At 60.0% G+C, this 18,083-nt stretch carries 18 protein-coding genes; 14 read left to right on the top strand and 4 right to left on the bottom strand.

Features of this window, described 5'->3' with window-relative positions; all coding sequences use genetic code 11:
• Positions 1–3: 3 nt before the first annotated feature.
• The 14 genes from fdx (at position 4) to QRN50_RS13650 (ending at position 12,460) form a co-directional block, all read left to right on the top strand.
• A complete protein-coding gene (fdx, locus tag QRN50_RS13715; RefSeq protein ID WP_004406488.1) occupies positions 4–345 on the top strand; it encodes an ISC system 2Fe-2S type ferredoxin in 342 nt (113 codons plus the stop codon).
• A gap of 14 nt (positions 346–359) precedes the next feature.
• Complete coding sequence (gene iscX, locus QRN50_RS13710) at positions 360–560, top strand: Fe-S cluster assembly protein IscX (RefSeq protein WP_096126752.1); 201 nt, start codon at positions 360–362, stop codon at positions 558–560.
• Positions 561–656: 96 nt separating this feature from the next.
• On the top strand, positions 657–1,082 hold the full coding sequence (ndk, locus tag QRN50_RS13705) for a nucleoside-diphosphate kinase (RefSeq protein ID WP_002552482.1): 426 nt from the start codon (positions 657–659) through the stop codon (positions 1,080–1,082).
• Between the two features lie 33 nt (positions 1,083–1,115).
• Entirely contained in the window at positions 1,116–2,264 is a 1,149-nt protein-coding gene (gene rlmN / locus QRN50_RS13700; protein ID WP_011266908.1) for a dual-specificity RNA methyltransferase RlmN, read from the top strand.
• 26 nt (positions 2,265–2,290) lie between these two features.
• Positions 2,291–3,049 carry a type IV pilus biogenesis/stability protein PilW gene (pilW, locus tag QRN50_RS13695; protein WP_003409116.1) on the top strand — a complete coding sequence of 253 codons (759 nt, stop codon included), beginning with the start codon at positions 2,291–2,293 and terminating at the stop codon, positions 3,047–3,049.
• Positions 3,049–4,053, top strand: coding sequence for a RodZ domain-containing protein (locus QRN50_RS13690; protein ID WP_060406037.1), 1,005 nt, complete (start codon positions 3,049–3,051; stop codon positions 4,051–4,053). The genes pilW and QRN50_RS13690 overlap by 1 nt, the downstream gene beginning before the upstream one ends.
• 3 nt (positions 4,054–4,056) lie before the next feature.
• The gene (ispG, locus tag QRN50_RS13685) at positions 4,057–5,166 is read left to right on the top strand and encodes a flavodoxin-dependent (E)-4-hydroxy-3-methylbut-2-enyl-diphosphate synthase (RefSeq protein WP_004406481.1); all 1,110 of its coding nucleotides are present in this window, start codon (positions 4,057–4,059) and stop codon (positions 5,164–5,166) included.
• Between the two features lie 22 nt (positions 5,167–5,188).
• On the top strand, positions 5,189–6,478 hold the full coding sequence (gene hisS, locus QRN50_RS13680; RefSeq protein ID WP_060409032.1) for a histidine--tRNA ligase: 1,290 nt from the start codon (positions 5,189–5,191) through the stop codon (positions 6,476–6,478).
• 39 nt (positions 6,479–6,517) lie between these two features.
• Positions 6,518–7,159, top strand: coding sequence for a YfgM family protein (locus QRN50_RS13675; protein ID WP_002552488.1), 642 nt, complete (start codon positions 6,518–6,520; stop codon positions 7,157–7,159).
• A complete protein-coding gene (bamB, locus tag QRN50_RS13670) occupies positions 7,152–8,306 on the top strand; it encodes an outer membrane protein assembly factor BamB (protein ID WP_024642815.1) in 1,155 nt (384 codons plus the stop codon). Before QRN50_RS13675 ends, bamB begins: the two co-directional genes overlap by 8 nt.
• Positions 8,307–8,444: 138 nt before the next feature.
• On the top strand, positions 8,445–9,917 hold the full coding sequence (gene der, locus QRN50_RS13665; protein WP_011266911.1) for a ribosome biogenesis GTPase Der: 1,473 nt from the start codon (positions 8,445–8,447) through the stop codon (positions 9,915–9,917).
• Between the two features lie 109 nt (positions 9,918–10,026).
• Positions 10,027–11,175: a pyridoxal phosphate-dependent aminotransferase gene (locus tag QRN50_RS13660; protein ID WP_060409030.1), complete on the top strand. Its 1,149-nt coding sequence runs from the start codon at positions 10,027–10,029 to the stop codon at positions 11,173–11,175.
• A complete protein-coding gene (locus QRN50_RS13655) occupies positions 11,163–11,954 on the top strand; it encodes an amidohydrolase (RefSeq protein ID WP_024642813.1) in 792 nt (263 codons plus the stop codon). Before QRN50_RS13660 ends, QRN50_RS13655 begins: the two co-directional genes overlap by 13 nt.
• Before the next feature lie 59 nt (positions 11,955–12,013).
• Positions 12,014–12,460, top strand: coding sequence for a FlxA-like family protein (locus QRN50_RS13650; RefSeq protein ID WP_004406464.1), 447 nt, complete (start codon positions 12,014–12,016; stop codon positions 12,458–12,460).
• A gap of 111 nt (positions 12,461–12,571) precedes the next feature.
• Here the strand turns inward: QRN50_RS13650 and QRN50_RS13645 are convergent, their stop codons facing one another.
• The 4 genes from QRN50_RS13645 to xseA form a co-directional block, all read right to left on the bottom strand.
• Positions 12,572–13,441, bottom strand: a complete 870-nt coding sequence (locus QRN50_RS13645; RefSeq protein ID WP_004406462.1) for an oxaloacetate decarboxylase — start codon at positions 13,439–13,441, stop codon at positions 12,572–12,574.
• A gap of 357 nt (positions 13,442–13,798) precedes the next feature.
• Positions 13,799–15,469: a 2-isopropylmalate synthase gene (leuA, locus tag QRN50_RS13640; RefSeq protein WP_004406457.1), complete on the bottom strand. Its 1,671-nt coding sequence runs from the start codon at positions 15,467–15,469 to the stop codon at positions 13,799–13,801.
• Between the two features lie 373 nt (positions 15,470–15,842).
• Positions 15,843–16,667 carry a peptidoglycan DD-metalloendopeptidase family protein gene (locus QRN50_RS13635; protein ID WP_057458251.1) on the bottom strand — a complete coding sequence of 275 codons (825 nt, stop codon included), beginning with the start codon at positions 16,665–16,667 and terminating at the stop codon, positions 15,843–15,845.
• Between the two features lie 7 nt (positions 16,668–16,674).
• Positions 16,675–18,054: an exodeoxyribonuclease VII large subunit gene (gene xseA, locus QRN50_RS13630; RefSeq protein WP_162496694.1), complete on the bottom strand. Its 1,380-nt coding sequence runs from the start codon at positions 18,052–18,054 to the stop codon at positions 16,675–16,677.
• Between the last annotated feature and the right edge of the window lie 29 nt (positions 18,055–18,083).

Here is an 18,083-nt window from a genome sequence, read left to right as displayed (position 1 = left end):
CTGATGCCGCAGGTGATTTTTCTGCCCCACGCCGAGCATTGCCCGGACGGGCTGGTTGTAGAAGTGGAGCCCGGCACGTCTATTCTCGACATTGCCCACGAGCACCACATCGAGATTGAAAGCGCCTGTGGTGGCGTGTGTGCGTGCACGACCTGCCATTGCGTCATTCGCGAAGGGTTCGATTCGCTGAATGAGGCCGATGAGCTGGAAGAAGACATGCTCGACAAGGCGTGGGGGCTGGAACGGCAGTCACGTCTGTCCTGTCAGGCCATTGTCGGCAACGAAGACCTGACGGTCGAAATACCCAAGTATTCGCTCAACCACGCCGCTGAAGCGCCGCACTGATTCAAGGATTGCTCATGAGTCTCAAATGGGTTGATGTTCAGGAAATCGCCATCCAGCTGGCTGAAAGCCACCTGGAGGTAAATCCGCTCACCGTGAGCTTCCCCAGGCTGCGTGGTCTGGTCATGGCCTTGCCTGAATTCGATGACCATCCGGACCGCAGCGGGGAAAAGGTCCTGGAAGCGATCCAGACATTGTGGATCGAAGAGCTGGATTGACGTTCAGTAACGCGCGCAGTTAGGCAATACACCAGAACCCGCGTATAATTCGCGGGTTTAATTTTTCGCTTCAATCACTGCTTCTGGAGTTTCACCATGGCTGTTCAACGTACTTTCTCCATCATCAAGCCTGACGCCGTTGCCAAGAACGTAATCGGCGAGATCACCACTCGTTTCGAAAAAGCCGGTCTGCGCGTTGTCGCTTCCAAGCTGAAGCAACTGTCCAAGGCCGAAGCTGAAGGTTTCTACGCTGAGCACAGCGCTCGCGGTTTCTTCGGCGACCTGGTTGCTTTCATGATCTCCGGTCCGGTTGTCGTTCAGGTTCTGGAAGGCGAAAACGCTATCGCTCTGAACCGTGAGCTGATGGGCGCTACCAACCCTAAAGAAGCTGCTGCCGGCACCATCCGTGCTGACTTCGCTGATTCCATCGACGCCAACGCTGTTCACGGCTCCGATTCCGAAGCAGCCGCCGCTCGCGAAATCTCGTACTTCTTCGCAGCTACCGAAGTAACCGCTCGCTAAGTCATTTTTGACTGACGAGTGAAGGGTGAATTCATGATTGCATCGACTGGTAAAACCAACCTGCTGGGGCTGACTCAACAGGAAATGGAGAAATTCTTCGACTCTATCGGGGAGAAGCGCTTCCGTGCCGGTCAGGTCATGAAGTGGATTCACCACTTCGGCGTCGACGATTTCGACGCGATGACGAACGTCAGCAAGGCCCTGCGCGAAAAGCTCAAGGCCTGTGCTGAGGTTCGCGGTCCTGAAGTGGTCAGCGAGGACATCTCCAGCGACGGCACCCGTAAATGGGTGGTGCGCGTAGAGTCCGGCAGCTGTGTCGAGACCGTCTATATTCCGCAGGGCAAGCGCGGCACCTTGTGTGTTTCGTCCCAGGCGGGCTGTGCCCTGGATTGCAGTTTCTGCTCCACGGGCAAGCAAGGCTTCAACAGCAACCTCACCGCCGCCGAAGTCATCGGTCAGGTGTGGATTGCCAACAAATCCTTTGGCAGCGTCCCGGCGACCGTCGACCGTGCCATCACCAACGTGGTGATGATGGGCATGGGTGAGCCGCTGCTGAACTTCGACAATGTCATTGCCGCCATGCATCTGATGATGGATGACCTGGGGTATGGCATTTCCAAACGCCGGGTGACCTTGTCCACTTCCGGTGTGGTACCGATGATCGATGAGCTTTCCAAGCACATCGACGTGTCGCTGGCCTTGTCGCTGCACGCACCGAACGATGCGCTGCGCAACCAGCTGGTGCCGATCAACAAGAAATACCCGTTGAAAATGCTTCTCGAGTCCTGCCGTCGCTACATGTCCAGTCTGGGCGAAAAGCGTGTGCTCACCATCGAGTACACCATGCTCAAGGACATCAACGACAAGGTAGAGCACGCGGTCGAGATGATCGAACTGCTCAAGGACACGCCTTGCAAGATCAACCTGATCCCGTTCAACCCGTTTCCGCACTCCGGTTACGAGCGTCCCAGCAATAACGCGATACGTCGTTTTCAGGACCTGTTGCATCAGGCCGGTTATAACGTCACTGTGCGCACCACGCGTGGTGAAGACATCGATGCTGCATGCGGCCAGTTGGTCGGGCAGGTGATGGACCGCACACGCCGTAGCGAACGCTATATAGCCGTGCGTGAGTTGAGCGCCGAGGCCGATGCGGCCCCTGTCGCGGTGACTCGAACCTGACTGCGAACCTGACCGAGAGAGACCCCATGCCTGTGCGTGCCTCGCTGCTGCTCTGTGTTGTCGTCTTGCTGACAGCGTGCGTGTCCACCGGCAACGTCAACCCGCTGACGACAGCCCAGGGGCGCGAGGAAGCGCGCAAGGCTTACGTGCAGCTCGGGCTGGGTTACTTTCAGCAGGGGCAGACCGAGCGAGCCAAGGTTCCGCTGAAAAAGGCGCTCGAGCTCGACAGTTCCGATGCGCAGGCCAACGCCGCGCTGGCCCTGGTGTTCCAGACAGAGATGGAGCCGGAGCTGGCAGAGCAGTACTTTCGCAAGGCGTTGGCCGCCAGCAATAACGAAACACGCATCGTCAACAATTACGGCAGTTTTCTGTTCGAACAAAAGCGTTACAAGGAAGCCTACGAGCGTTTTGAGCAGGCGGCTGCCGACAACCTGTATCCTGAGCGGTCACGGGTTTTTGAAAGCCTGGGCATGACCTCGCTGAAACTGGGCAACCGCGAGCAGGCTCGCGAGCATTTTACCAAGGCATTGCGCCTGGACCGTCAGTTGCCGTTATCCTTGCTGGAAATGGCTCAGCTGTCCTACGAAGACAAGCAATATGTGCCGGCGCGTGACTATTACGACCGTTTTAGCCAACTCAGCGAGCAAAATGCACGTAGTCTATTGCTCGGTACGCGGCTGGCGAAGATATATGATGATCGTAACAAGGCGGCCAGCTTTGGCCTGCTGTTGAAAAGACTCTATCCCGGTACGCCGGAATATCAGCAATACCTGTCGGAGCAATGATGAAAGCGGCGCATCCCGAAGTTGTAGCAACCAATCGCGTGAATCCTGGAGAGACCCTGCGCCAGGCCCGCGAGAGCAGGAGCTGGTCGCTGCCAGATGTGGCCTTGAGACTGAATCTCACCGTGACCTCCCTGACCAATCTGGAGAACGGCCAGTTTGAAAAGCTGCCTGGGCATACGTTTGCCCGAGGTTATGTGCGTGCCTACGCCAAACTGCTTGATCTTGATCAGGCGGCGCTGGTCGAGCAGTTCGACCAGTTCACCGGCACCGACGGTAAAGGCAGTTCGGTTCACGCGCTGGGCCGTATCGAAGAGCCGGTCAGGCTGTCGCACAATATTCTGCGTATCGTCAGCCTGCTGTTGCTGGTGATTCTGGTCGGCGGCGGTTTCTTCTGGTGGCAGGATCAGGCGACCTTGCGCGGCAAGGATCAGTCCGGGTTGAACATGGAGCACGTCGAAGTCGAAAGCGCGGACGGCACCACGCAGATTCACCCGCTTGATGAGCCGGAAGAGCCTGCTGTGGCCGAAACGCCTGCCTCTGGACAAACTTCCTTGCCGTTGAATACCGGTGCGCCTGCCAGTGAGGCGCCCGCTGCTGCGCCTGCGGCCCCGGCTTCCAGCGTCACAGGTCACGCAACCGCACAACCACAGACACCTGCTGCTGCCACGCCACCGGCGAGCGCGCCTCAAGCCCCTGTTGCCGCGCCGACCGTGCCGTCGATGCCGACTGCACCTGCCGAGCAGCCAGCGCCTGTCGCGGCGGGTGCCGGTCAGGTGACCGTACAGTTCGTTGCCGACTGCTGGACCCAGGTCACTGACGGGAACGGCAAGGTGCTGGTCAGCGGTCTCAAGCGCAAGGGCGAGAGTCTGGATGTCAACGGCAAGCCGCCGTTGACCCTGCGTCTGGGCTACGCGCGCGGTGCGCAGGTCAGCTACAACGGTCAGCCTGTGGATGTAGCACCTTTTACCAGCGGCGAAACTGCTCGCCTGAAGCTAGGGCAATAAGTCATGCACGGCGAATCTCCAATCAAGCGTCGCGAATCCCGGAAAATATGGGTCGGTTCCGTACCGGTCGGCGGTGATGCGCCGATCGCGGTGCAGAGCATGACCAACAGCGATACCAACGATGTCGCCGCTACCGTGGCACAGATCAATCGTCTGGAAGCGGCGGGTGTCGACATCGTGCGTGTTTCGGTGCCGGACATGGACGCTGCCGAAGCATTCGGCCGCATCAAGCAACTGGTCAAGGTGCCGCTGGTCGCCGACATTCACTTCGATCACCGCATCGCCTTGCGTGTGGCGGAGCTGGGCGTCGACTGTCTGCGTATCAACCCGGGCAACATCGGTCGCGAAGACCGTGTGCGGGCGGTGGTCGATGCTGCGCGTGATCGCGGCATCCCGATCCGTATCGGCGTCAATGCCGGTTCGCTGGAAAAAGACCTGCAGAAGAAGTACGGCGAGCCCACGCCAGAGGCCCTGGTAGAGTCTGCGCTGCGCCATGTTGAGCATCTGCAACGCCTGAACTTTCAGGACTTCAAGGTCAGCGTCAAGGCTTCCGATGTGTTCATGGCGGTCGCGGCCTATCGGCTGCTGGCCAAGGAGATTGTTCAGCCGCTGCACCTGGGCATCACCGAAGCCGGTGGCTTGCGTTCGGGTACGGTGAAATCGGCTGTCGGTCTCGGTATGCTGCTTGCCGAAGGAATTGGCGATACTATCCGCATCTCGCTGGCGGCTGACCCGGTCGAGGAAGTGAAGGTCGGGTACGACATTCTCAAATCGTTGCGCCTTCGTTCGCGTGGAATCAACTTCATCGCCTGTCCGAGCTGCTCGCGGCAGAACTTCGATGTGGTCAAGACCATGAACGAGCTGGAAGGTCGACTCGAGGATTTGCTGGTGCCGCTCGACGTCGCGGTGATCGGTTGTGTGGTCAATGGTCCGGGCGAAGCCAAAGAGGCGCACATCGGCCTGACCGGTGGCACGCCGAACCTGATCTACATCGACGGCAAACCCGCGCAGAAACTGACCAATGATAATCTCGTGAATGAGCTGGAACGCTTGATTCGCGAGAAAGCGGCTGAAAAAGCCGAAGCCGACGCCTCGGTCATCGTGCGCGGCTAACCCGGATTGCTAAGGATTTTCTGTGAGTAAGTCTCTACAAGCCATTCGTGGCATGAACGACATTCTGCCCGAGCAGACGCCGCTGTGGCGTCACTTCGAAGGCACTGTTGCCCGTCTGCTGGATAACTACGGTTACCGGCAGATTCGTATGCCTATCGTCGAATTCACCGAGCTGTTCAAGCGCTCCATCGGTGAAGTGACCGACATCGTCGAGAAAGAGATGTATACCTTCGCCGACCGCAACGGCGACTCTCTGACCCTGCGCCCTGAAGGCACTGCCGCGTGCGTGCGTGCGGTCCTCGAGCACGGCATCACTGGCGGCGGCCAGGTTCAGAAACTGTGGTACATCGGTCCGATGTTCCGTCACGAGCGTCCGCAGAAAGGCCGCTATCGTCAGTTTCACCAGATCGGTGTCGAGGTCTTCAACCTGGACGGTCCGGATATCGATGCCGAACTGATTGTCATGACCTGGCGCCTGTGGGGCCTGCTGGGCATTCGCAACGCCGTCAAGCTCGAGCTGAACAGCCTGGGCACCAGCGAGGCGCGTGCGCGTTATCGCGAGGCGCTGGTCGAATACCTCTCGGCACGTCTCGACCAACTGGACGAAGACAGCCAGCGCCGCCTGAAAACCAACCCGCTGCGCGTGCTGGACACCAAGCATCCTGAAACCCAGGCTGTGCTGGTCGATGCGCCGAAACTGGCGGACTACCTGGATGACGAATCCCGCGTTCACTTCGAAGGCCTGAAGGCCCGTCTGGACGCCGCCGGTATTCCTTATGTGATCAATCCCAAGCTGGTGCGTGGCCTGGATTACTACAGCAAGACCGTTTTCGAGTGGGTCACCGACCAGCTCGGTGCCCAGGGTACGGTCTGTGCGGGCGGTCGTTACGACGGTCTGGTCGAGCAGATGGGCGGCAAGCCTACTGCAGGCGTCGGTTTCGCGATGGGCATCGAACGACTGGTGCTGCTGCTCGAAACCCTCGAGCAGGTGCCGGAAGAGACTGCCCGTCAGGTCGATGTCTACCTGTGCGCATTTGGCGAAGCCGCCGAGCTGGCTGCGCTGGCACTGACCGAAAAGGTGCGTGATCAGCTGCCGACTCTGCGGTTGCAGGTCAACGCCGGTGCCGGCAGCTTCAAAAGCCAGTTCAAGAAAGCCGACAAGAGCGGTGCGCTGTACGCGCTGATCCTCGGCGAAGAAGAACTGGCGGCGAAGGTCATTGGCGTCAAACCCCTGCGCGGTCAGGGTGAACAACAAAATATTGCCTGGGATGCTCTGTCGGAGCACCTGGCCTCCTGCGTCGTGCAGGGTTGAAGCTGATTTAACAGCCGTTTAGCGAATAGGAGTATTGGGGTGTCGGGTACCGAAGATGAAGAGCTGGCGGTAATGAAGGACTGGTGGCAGCGCAACGGCAAACCTCTGTTGACCGGCGGTCTGCTTGCGCTGGTCGTGGTTCTGGGTTGGCAGTTCTGGCACAGGTATCAGGCCAGCCAGTCGCAAGGCGCCTCGATGCTTTATCAGCAATTGCTGGAAACCGCACTGACGCCCAGTGGCCAGGCAGACACCGCACGTGTCGCCGAGATCTCCGGCAAACTGAAAAGCGAATTCGGTGGCACTACCTACGCACAGTTCGGTAGCCTGTTCGTCGCCAAGGTGGCGGTCGATGCCGGCAAGCTGGATGATGCTGCAGCCGAGCTGAAAACCGTGGCCGACAAGCCTGCCAATGACACGCTGGGCGAGATTGCCCGTCAGCGTCTGGCACGCGTGCTGGCTGCGCAGAACAAGACCGATGACGCGCTGAAGCTGCTCGACGGCGATGCCGACAAGGCTTTCCTCGCCAGTCGTGAAGAACTCAAGGGTGACCTGCTGGTACAGCTGGGTCGTACCGACGAGGCGTATGCTGCATACCAAAAGGCCAAATCTGCTCTGTCCGAAGACGCAGCAGTGGGTGGCCTGCAAATGAAGCTCGACGATCTGGCGAAAGGGGATGCGTGACGTGATTCGTTGGAAACATGCAGCATTGCTGGCTCTGGCCATTCTGGCCGCGGGTTGCAGCAGCAACAGCAAAAAGGAATTGCCTCCGGCCGAGCTGACCGACTTCAAAGAAGAAGTGGTTTTGCACAAGCAGTGGAGCCGTTCCGTTGGCGACGGCCAGGGCAAGACTTACAACATGCTCGTGCCAGCCATTGATGGCGACCGCATCTATGCGGCTGACGTCACGGGCGAAGTCGTGTCGCTGGACCGTCTGACCGGCGACGTGATCTGGAAGAAGGATCTCGATCTGCCCGTTTCCGGTGCAGTCGGCGTGGGCTATGGCCTGGTAATGATCGGCACCCTCAAGGGTGAAGTGATTGCCATGGACGCCACGTCCGGTGAGGAAAAGTGGCGCGCCCACGTGACCAGTGAAGTGCTGGCTCCGCCGGCCACCAACGGTTCTGTGGTCGTTGTCCAGACTCAGGATGACCGCATCGTCGGTTTCGACGCTTCTACCGGTTCGCAGCTCTGGATCTACGAAAGTACGCCGGCGGTGCTGACCCTGCGCGGCACGGGTGCTCCGCTGGCAACCAACCGTCTTGCCGTAGCGGGTCTGTCGACCGGCAAGGTCGTCGCTCTGGATATCACCAACGGCGTGCCGATCTGGGAACAGCGTGTTGCCATCCCGCAAGGCCGCTCGGAACTGGATCGTGTCGTCGATATCGACGGCGGCCTGTTGCTGTCCGGCGGTACGCTGTACGTCGCTACCTATCAGGGGCGCGTCGCCGGTCTCGATCTGGAAAGCGGTCGTGTGCTCTGGCAGCGTGATGCTTCGAGCTACTCGGGTGTCGCCCAGGGCTTTGGCAGCGTCTATGCCACTCTGGCCTCCGGTACTGTCGAAGGTATCGACGAGCGTTCGTCCTCTGCACTGTGGAGCAACGAATCACTGGCTCGCCGCCAGCTCGGCGCGCCGGAAGTGTATTCCAGCTACGTAGCGGTCGGTGACATGGAAGGCTACCTGCACCTGTTGAGCCAGGTGGACGGTCGTTTTGTCGGTCGCGAACGTATCGACAGCGACGGCCTGCGTGCGCGTCCGCTGGTGGTTGGGGACATGATTTATGTGTATGGCAACAGCGGCAAACTGGAAGCCCTGACCATCAAGCAATAAGTGTCCATGCCCGGGGCCAATGGCCCCGGGTGCCCTTGCTTCGGCAAGGCTGCGGTGCCTTTGTGGCATCGCCCCGAACTCCGGCCGCTGCCCTGCAGCGGCTTTTGTATTTTCTGAAATAACGAAGTGGAGAGCCGCATGGTTCCCGTAATCGCCCTGGTGGGTCGACCGAACGTCGGCAAGTCCACCATGTTCAACCGCCTGACCAGGACTCGCGACGCCATTGTCGGCGATCTGTCCGGTCTTACCCGTGATCGCCAATACGGAGAGGCGAAGTGGCAAGGGCGCTCCTATATTCTGATCGACACCGGCGGTATCTCCGGTGACGAGCATGGCATGGACGAAAAGATGGCCGAGCAGTCGCTGCTGGCCATTGAAGAAGCCGATGTGGTGCTGTTTCTGGTGGACGCCCGTGCGGGCTACACCGCTGCTGATCAGATGATTGGTGAGCACCTGCGCAAGCGCAACAAGCGTTCCTACGTGGTTGCCAACAAGATCGACAACATCGACGAGAACCTGGCGCGTGCCGAGTTCAGCCCGATGGGTCTGGGCGACGCCATTCCGGTGGCCGGTGCCCACGGCCGTGGCATCTCGCAGATGCTCGAAATCGCCCTGCGGGAATTCCCCAGGGACGAGGATGAGCCTGAAGAGGGCGTTGAGGTCGAAGAAGTCGCCGAAGGTCAGGAAGCCAAGCGCATCCCCGGCCCGAGCGAGAAGGACGGCATCAAGATCGCCATCATCGGTCGTCCCAACGTCGGCAAGTCGACGCTGGTCAACCGCATGCTGGGTGAAGACCGGGTTATCGTCTATGACGAGCCAGGCACCACGCGCGACAGTATCTACATTCCCTTCGAGCGTAACGAAGAGAAGTACACGCTGATCGACACCGCCGGTGTGCGCAAGCGCGGCAAGATCCACGAGGAAGTCGAAAAGTTCTCGGTGGTCAAGACGCTGCAGGCCATCAAGGACGCCAACGTGGTGATCTTTGTGATGGACGCCCGCGAAGGTGTGGTCGACCACGACCTGAACCTGCTGGGCTTCGCCCTTGAAGCGGGTCGTGCGCTGGTCATCGCGCTGAACAAGTGGGACGGCATGACGCCGGGCGAACGCGATTTCGTGAAGATCGAGCTGGAGCGCCGGCTGTTCTTCGTCGACTTCGCCGACATCCACTTTATCTCGGCCATGCATGGCACGGGCGTGGGCAACCTGTATCAGTCGGTACAGAACTCGTTCAAGTCCGCGGTAACGCGCTGGCCAACCAGCCGCCTGACCCAGATTCTCGAAGATGCAGTCAGCGAGCATGCGCCACCGATGGTCGGCAGCCGCCGCATCAAGCTGCGCTACGCTCACCTGGGGGGTGCCAACCCGCCGCTGATCGTAATCCACGGTAACCAGGTCGAGAAGGTACCCAAGTCCTACGTCCGTTATCTGGAAAACACGTATCGGCGTGTGCTCAAGCTGGTCGGTACGCCAATCCGTATCGAGTTCAAGGGTGGCGAGAACCCGTATGAAGGCAACAAGAACACGCTCACTGACCGTCAGGTCAACAAGAAGCGTCGGATGATGTCGCACCACAAGAAGGCCGACAAGAAGCGCCGCGACAAGCGCTGAGTCAGCATCGGGAAAAAGGCGCTTCGGCGCCTTTTTTTGTGGCTGTTTAATGGGCTATCCTGCCTGACCCGTGCCGCCCGGTGCCGGGAGATTGCAGGGAAAGGGTTCCATGATCGACAGCAAGTTGCCCAACGTGGGCACCACTATCTTCACCGTCATGTCACAGCTGGCCGCCGAAACCGGGGCTATCAACCTGTCCCAGGGGTTTCCCGATTTTGACGGGCCGCAGGCGCTGCGTGATGCAGTCTGCCGACACGTCACTCAAGGCCATAACCAATACTCACCGATGACCGGCCTGCCTGCGCTTCGTCAGCAAGTCGCGGCAAAGATCGCCCGCAGCTATGGGCGTACGGTCAATCCGGACAGCGAAATCACCATCACACCGGGTGCCACGCAGGCGATTTTCTGCGCGATCCACAGCGTTATTCGCGCTGGCGACGAAGTGATCATTTTCGACCCTTGCTATGACAGCTACGAGCCTGCCGTCGAACTGGCCGGTGGGCGCTGCGTGCATGTGCAACTGGGGCTGGATGACTTCTCCATCGACTGGCAAAAGCTCAGCGATGCGCTGAGCCCGCGCACCCGCATGATCGTCATCAACAGCCCGCACAACCCCAGCGGCGCGTTGATCAGCCGTGCAGAGCTCGATCGGCTGGCCGCACTGATTGCCGATCGCGACATCTACCTGCTCAGCGACGAAGTCTATGAGCACCTGGTGTTCGACGGCGCACGCCATGTCAGTGTGCTTGATCACGAAGCGTTGTATCAGCGCGCCTTCGTCGTCAGCTCGTTCGGCAAGACGTATCACGTCACTGGCTGGAAAACCGGCTATGTGGTCGCGCCGCCAGCATTGAGCGCCGAGTTGCGCAAGGTGCATCAGTATGTGAGCTTCTGCTGTGTCACGCCTTTGCAGTACGCGTTGGCCGACTTCATGGCCGAACACCCGGAGCATGTCGATGAACTGCCAGGCTTTTATCAGGCCAAGCGCGACTTTTTCTGTGGTCATCTGGCCGAGTCGCGTTTCAGCTTCCGGCCGGTGGGCGGGACTTATTTCCAGTTGGTCGATTACTCGCAGATCAGGCCCGACCTCAACGATGTCGACATGGCCTTGTGGATGACCCGTGAACACGGTGTGGCGAGCATTCCGATTTCTGTGTTCTACCAGAGCCCGCCAGCAGGGCAGCGCCTGATCCGCCTGTGCTTTGCCAAACAGGAAGAGACGTTGCGTCAGGCGGCGGAGAAACTATGCGCGATCTAAGCGGGCTGCCGAACCTCAACCTCGCGCTGATCCAGACCACGCTGGCGTGGCATGATCGCGAGGCCAATCTCGAGCATTTCGAGCCATTGCTGGATCAGGCGCGCGGCGCGGACCTGGTGATCCTGCCGGAAATGTTCACCACCGGGTTCTCGATGGAGTCCGAGGCCCTGTCAGAACCGGAAGCCGGGCCTACATCGGTATGGCTATTGGCTCAGGCCAAGCGTATCAACGCCGTGGTGACCGGCAGCGTCATGATCCGCGCTGCCGATGGCAGTCATCGCAACCGCTTGCTGTGGGCGCGACCGGATGGTGCGCTGCTGCATTACGACAAGCGCCACCTGTTTCGCATGGCCGGGGAGCACGAGCATTACACGCCGGGCGATCGCCAGGTCATGTTTGAACTCAACGGCTGGCGTGTACGGCCGCTGATCTGCTATGACCTGCGCTTTCCGGTCTGGAGCCGTGACGCTCAGGACACCGACCTGTTGCTGTACACCGCCAACTGGCCGGGTGCGCGGCGTCTGCACTGGAATCGCTTGCTGCCTGCCAGGGCCATTGAAAACCTGTGCTATGTGGCGGCAGTCAACCGGGTCGGATCGGACGGCAAGGGCTTCGCTTACACTGGTGACAGTCAGGTTCTGGATTTCCAGGGCGAGAGCCTGTTGAGCGTGGGCGAAGCGGACGGAGTGTTCAAGGCGACGCTCAGCGCGGCAGACTTGCATGCCTATCGCACACGGTTTCCAGCCGGGCTGGATGCTGATTCATTTAATATTGAATAAAGGTACTTCAGAATGTTTCTGGTCGGCCGATAGCTTCTCCAGAATTCCTGGAGACCGCCATGACTACCATCAATACATCCACGCTGAACAGTTACTCGAGCTCGTTGACGTTAGCGATTAAACCTACCGAGGCTGAAACAGCCAAGGCCACTGCTGCTGCCGCCACCACGACTACCGAAACAGAGAAAAGCTCTGATCAGGCATCCACCGAAGGTGGCAAGGCCGGTGCGGCGGGTGGCGGCGGCAGCGTGGGTGGCTCCAGCGAGTCGTCTCTCAATCAGACCATCGAGCAAATAAAGCAGCAGATCAAGGACGCTCAGAAACAACTCGCCGAGCAGAAAGCGCAGTTGGCTGCCGCACAAAGCAGCAAAGGCACGGCGGAAGAAAAGGCCCAGAAATCCATGGCGATTCAGGGTCAGATAGCGAGCACCAGTGCCAACCTGCAGACCTTGCAGGCCTCGTTGTTGCAATTGGAGACTGAAGGTGGCGTGAACACCACTGCGTGATCCCTCCTGATGAGCGTCCGAAGTGACGCTCATCATGCCCACTCACAGTGTTGCGTGGGCATTCAGCTGCGTCTGCCTCCGATCAGGCGGCGCAGCGTCCGGCGTTGCCTGTCACTCGTTCACGTTCATGAACTTGCGGGCCCACTCTACGTAGTCTTCAGGCTGCGTATAGGTGTGGGTCAGTTCGGTTGCGCTCATGTTCGATTCGTTGCCCAGGATCTGGCGCTGTTCGCGCAGGCAATCGTAGGTGGCCTTGATCGCGGCGAAGTACGCTGCGTGGCCATGTACGCAGACCCTCACACCCATCTCGGCAAGGCGCGCGTTATCGTGCAGTTCCGGGTTGCCGTACGTCACCAGCATCAGCGGCACGGTCACACCTTCGGATATCTGCGCCAAGTGATCGAAGTCACGAATGCCGACGATGGTAATGCCGTCAGCTCCGGCAGCCTGGTATTGCTGGACCCGGCTGATGGCTTCCTGAACCGGAATGATCGCCGCGTTGGTGCGAGCGAAAATCGACATCTCCGGATCGACACGTGCTTCCAGCGCTGCGCGGATCTTGCCAACACCTTCTGCAGTGGAAATCAGGTCCGTGGATTTGCGTCCGAACTGCGCCGGCAGCAGGGTATCTTCAATCGTCAGTGCAGAAATACCGGCACGTTCCAGTTCGACAACGGTGCGCATGACGTTAAGGGCATTGCCATAACCATGGTCTGCGTCCGCGATGACCGGGAGCTGTGCGACACGGCCGATGCGCGTGGCCTGTTCAACGAATTCACTCAGGGTGATGAGGGCGAAGTCAGGGGCTGCCAGGACTTGCAGCGACGCCACGGAGCCGCCGAGGATGCCTACTTCAAAGCCCAGATCCGCTGCGATTCGCGCTGACATGGGGTCGAACACCGAGGCTGTGTGAAAGCAAGCGTTCGACGAGGTGAGCGCACGGAAGCTGCGGCGCAAATCTTGATGGGAAGCCTTGGGCATAATCGCTCCAAATGTGATTGGATCAGCTCAGCGTACCGAGGCCGATGGTAATTTCAATGCACGGTGGGTCTGCCCGAGCATTCTTTTCGTCCGGAAATCAATGCAATAGTCGTCTTGGTTTTATAGGAAAGGTGCAGCTGGCAGGTAAGTCCGAGCAGGCATCGTCAGCATATGAATTGCTGTTGGATTGGGCGAACTCTGGAGTAAGGGCAGCATGCTACCACAGCATAAATGAAAAAGATTATGCCGAAACAGGCAGGGTCATGCGCGGAATGCAAGAGGCAGGTGCAGCGTGAGGCGGGGGAGGGAAGCGGGCGCTGCGGATGGCGGACCTGCGTCCGCCATCCGGCTGTCAAATCAGGCAGCTTTGGCCTGAGTCTGGCTGAGTGAGCGATTAAGCGCGCTGAACAGGGCGCGGAAGCTCGCCGTGGTGATGTTTTCATCGATGCCCACACCATGCACGGCGCGTTCGCCATTCACGCGCAGCTCAATGTAGGCGGCCGCCTTGGCGGTCGTACCCGAACCGATCGCATGCTCGTTGTAGTCCATGATTTCCACGGCCACTGGCAGACCGGCGACCAGTGCTTCCAGGGCGCCCTTGCCCTTGCCACGCCAGTGCTGGGTTTCGCCGTCGACGTGCACCTCGGCATCTACCGAGCTGTTGCCGTTCTCTTCCTGCAACTTATGGCTGATCAGCGCATAAGGAACGTTGGCTTGCAGGTATTCACGACGCAACAGCGAGTGAATCTGCTCGGCCGTCATCTCCAGGCCCAGGCGATCGGTCTCACCCTGAACCACTTGGCTGAACTCGATCTGCATGCGGCGTGGCAGGGAAATGCCATATTCCTGTTCCAGCAGGTAAGCGATGCCACCTTTGCCTGACTGGCTGTTGACGCGAATCACCGCCTCGTAGCTGCGACCGATGTCGGCCGGGTCGATCGGCAGGTAAGGCACTTCCCACAACTCGCCTTCCTTCTGCTGGGTGAAACCCTTGCGGATCGCATCCTGGTGCGAGCCGGAGAACGCGGTGTGAACCAGGTCGCCAACGTACGGATGACGTGGGTGCACCGGGATCTGGTTGCACTCTTCGACGACCTTGCGCACGCCGTCGATGTCCGAGAAGTCCAGCCCGGGATTGATGCCCTGGGTATAGAGGTTCAGCGCCACGGTGACCAGATCGACGTTACCGGTCCGCTCGCCGTTACCGAACAGGCAGCCCTCGACGCGATCCGCGCCGGCCATCAGGCCCAGCTCGGTAGCCGCAACGCCCGTGCCGCGGTCGTTGTGGGTATGCAGGCTGATCAGCACGCTGTCGCGGCGGGTAATGTTGCGGCCAAACCATTCGATCTGGTCGGCGTAAATGTTGGGTGTCGCCACTTCCACGGTGGCCGGGAGGTTGAGGATCACCTTGTTCTCGGGCGTCGGGTTCCACACCTCGATCACTGCATCACAGACTTCCTTGGCGAATTCCAGCTCGGTCGCACTGAAGGTCTCCGGCGAGTACTGGAAGGTCCACTGGGTTTCCGGCTGCTGTGCTGCGTATTTGACGAACAGCTTGGCGGCGTTGACCGCGATCTCCTTCACCCCGGCCTTGTCCTGATTGAAGACAATGCGGCGGAACGATGGGCAGGTCGCGTTATACAGATGAACGATGGCTTTCTTGGCGCCGCGCAGTGATTCGAAGGTGCGGGCGATCAGGTCTTCGCGAGCCTGGGTCAGTACCTGAATGGTGGTGTCATCCGGGATGTGGCCGTCTTCGATCAGGGTACGCACGAAGTCGAAGTCAGTCTGCGAAGCCGATGGAAAGGATGCCTCGATTTCCTTGACGCCGACGCTGACCAGGGTTTTCCAGAAGCGCAGCTTCTTGGCCGCGTCCATCGGTTCGATCAGCGACTGGTTGCCGTCGCGCAGATCGGAGCTGCACCAGATCGGCACTGCGTCGATGGTCTTCGAAGGCCAGGTACGGTCAGGCAGATCAATGGTCGGGAACGCGCGGTACTTCTTCGACGGGTCTTTGAGCATGGTCATCAGGAAATCCTTTTGTATTCACGGGGCCGGGGTTAGGCGGCCTGCCGTTCTGGATAGATAGCACAGGGAATTGCGAACACAGGGACGGGGCACGGCATGCTAGCCAGGCAGTCGGGCGCTGACCAGGCTGAGGCACCGGTGTTGGCGCAACAGAATAAGGGTTTGAGAGGTTTTCATGAGGCCAACCGTAACCATTGGCATGGATGATGGCAAGCACTTGAAAAAGATTGGAATAAATTCTCGAAAATACGTCGTTGGCGAGTTTTTATAGCGGTATCTGAAGCGTTATGTGCGGGTTATTGTTGTTCGAAAGCGATGTGCGCAAGTGAGGGGGCGTGTGAGCGAGCGCCGTAGCGCTCGCTCACCAACAGGCTTACGGCTGAAACGCGCCGATGAAGATCGCCGGGTCCACGCGTGCATCGTTGAGGCTGACGTTCCAGTGCATGTGCGGCCCGGTTGCGCGACCTGTGGCGCCGACTTTGCCGACCACTCCGCCACGCGGGACGAGGTCGCCGACCTTCACGTCGATCTTCGACATATGGCAAAACATGCTGATGAAGCCTTGCCCGTGATCGACGAATACCGTGTTGCCATTGAAGAAGTAATTGCCGGTCAGGATGACCTTGCCCGCTGCCGGGGATTTGATCGGCGTGCCGGCCGGCACCGCGAAGTCGAGGCCCGAATGCGGGTTGCGCTCTTCGCCATTGAAGAAGCGACGCACGCCGAACTTGCTCGACAACGGGCCATTGACCGGCTTGTCCAGAATCAGGTTGCTTGGCGTGCCTGGGCTGAAACTGCGGTAGGCGCGCAGTTGCTCGGCCAGTTCGCCCTCAATGCGTTTGTTGTCTTCAGGGTTGGGATTGACCTGACGTTTGTTCTTGAGCGTGATGTGCTGTTCCGGGTATTTCTTGATGCCAACGGTGAAGTTGAGCGTGCGCCCGCCGGAGGTGACCTGCTGGGTGCCGGGTTTGACGGTCAAAGGAATGCCGACGATGGCCAGCCAGCGCGTGCCCTGTTCCTTGACCACCAGCACCGGTTTGCCTTGATAGGTGGCGGTCGGTGCCTGGGCGCCTGTGCCCAGATCGACAACCGCCACGCCGCCTGGCACCGGTTTGTCGAGTGCGCGGGTAATAAAGCTGTCGGCGTGGGCGGGCAGACAGAGCAGCAGGGCGAACAGCGGGGCGATAAAACGTAGCATCAGGCAGTCAGTCCAGAAGGGAGAGGGTCACGGGTGTGAGGTGATTGTCTTCGACACGCACGTGCAGTTCGCCTTCGCCGAGCCTGGCGGTAAGCCGTTGGCCGGTCTGCGTCTGTGCAGCGTTACGAATCGCGTGGCCGCGCTCGTCGAGCAGAATGCTGTAACCGCGTCCCAGTGTGGCGAGCGGGCTGACCACGTTGAGGGTCTGCACCTGACTTTGTAATTGAAGCTTGCGCGCCTTGATCTGTTCGCGAATGGCTCTCGGCAGACGCTCGGCCAAGGCATCCAGACGCTGGCGCAAAAAGGCCAGGGTCCGGCCTGGATGCTGGGCAGCAAGGCGGCTTTGCATGTGCGCCAGACGCAGCTGACGTTGATGCATGGTCTGTTCAAGGGCGCGGCGCAGGCGCATGTCCAGGTCATCCAGGCGTTGCGACTGCTGACGCAAGCGCTCGCCAGGGTGGCGCAGACGCCGGGAAATACCCTCGAGACGCAGCCGCTCGCGCATCAGTCGGTCCTGCATGCGGCTGACCAGTCGCCGGTGCAGGTTGTCGACGCGTCGATGCAGGTCGCTGGAATCCGGGGCGAGCAGTTCGGCGGCAGCGGAGGGCGTCGGTGCGCGCACGTCGGCGACAAAGTCGCTGATGGACACATCGGTTTCATGCCCGACAGCGCTGACAATCGGCGTCACGCACGCGTCGATGGCGCGGGCGACGGCTTCTTCGTTGAAGCACCACAGGTCCTCCAGCGAGCCGCCGCCACGGGCCAGGATCAGCGCATCGAAGCCTCTGCTGTCGGCCAGCTTCAGTGCGCGGACAATCTGGTTGATCGCCTCGCGGCCCTGAACGGCGGTGGGAATCAAGGTCAGCTCGACCCGCGGCGCGCGACGACGGAACACGCTGATGATGTCGCGGATCACCGCACCGGTCGGTGAGCTGATGATCCCGATACGTTGCGGGTGCAGCGGCAGAGCGACCTTGCGCTCGGCGCTGAACAGGCCTTCGTCGCTGAGCTTGGCTTTCAGCGCATCGAACGCCAGGCGCAATGCACCGTCACCGGCAGGTTCCACCGTATCGAGAATCAACTGATAGTCGCCGCGGCCTTCAAACAGCGATACCTTACCGCGCACCTTGACCTGCAAGCCGTCCTTGAGCGCCTGACGCACCCGCGCCGCGCTCTGCCGGAACAAGGCGCAGCGGACCTGCGCGCCGGAGTCCTTCAACGTGAAGTACACATGGCCCGAGGCCGGGCGCGAGAGGTTGGAGATCTCGCCTTCGACCCAGATGCTGCTGAATACGTCTTCCAGCAGCACGCGGGCGCGGCCGTTGAGCTGGCTGACAGTAAGGACTTCCCGGTCGAGGCCGAGTCTTGCGAAAGGGTCTTTGATCATGTCGGGCATCATAATGGCAATGCCGGTCT

The sequence above is a fragment of the Pseudomonas sp. MEJ108 genome (assembly GCF_030208985.1).
Classification (GTDB): Bacteria; Pseudomonadota; Gammaproteobacteria; order Pseudomonadales; family Pseudomonadaceae; genus Aquipseudomonas; species Aquipseudomonas fragariae.
The sequence above is the reverse complement of the archived record's forward strand: the minus strand, read 5'-3'. Positions and strand labels throughout refer to the sequence as shown.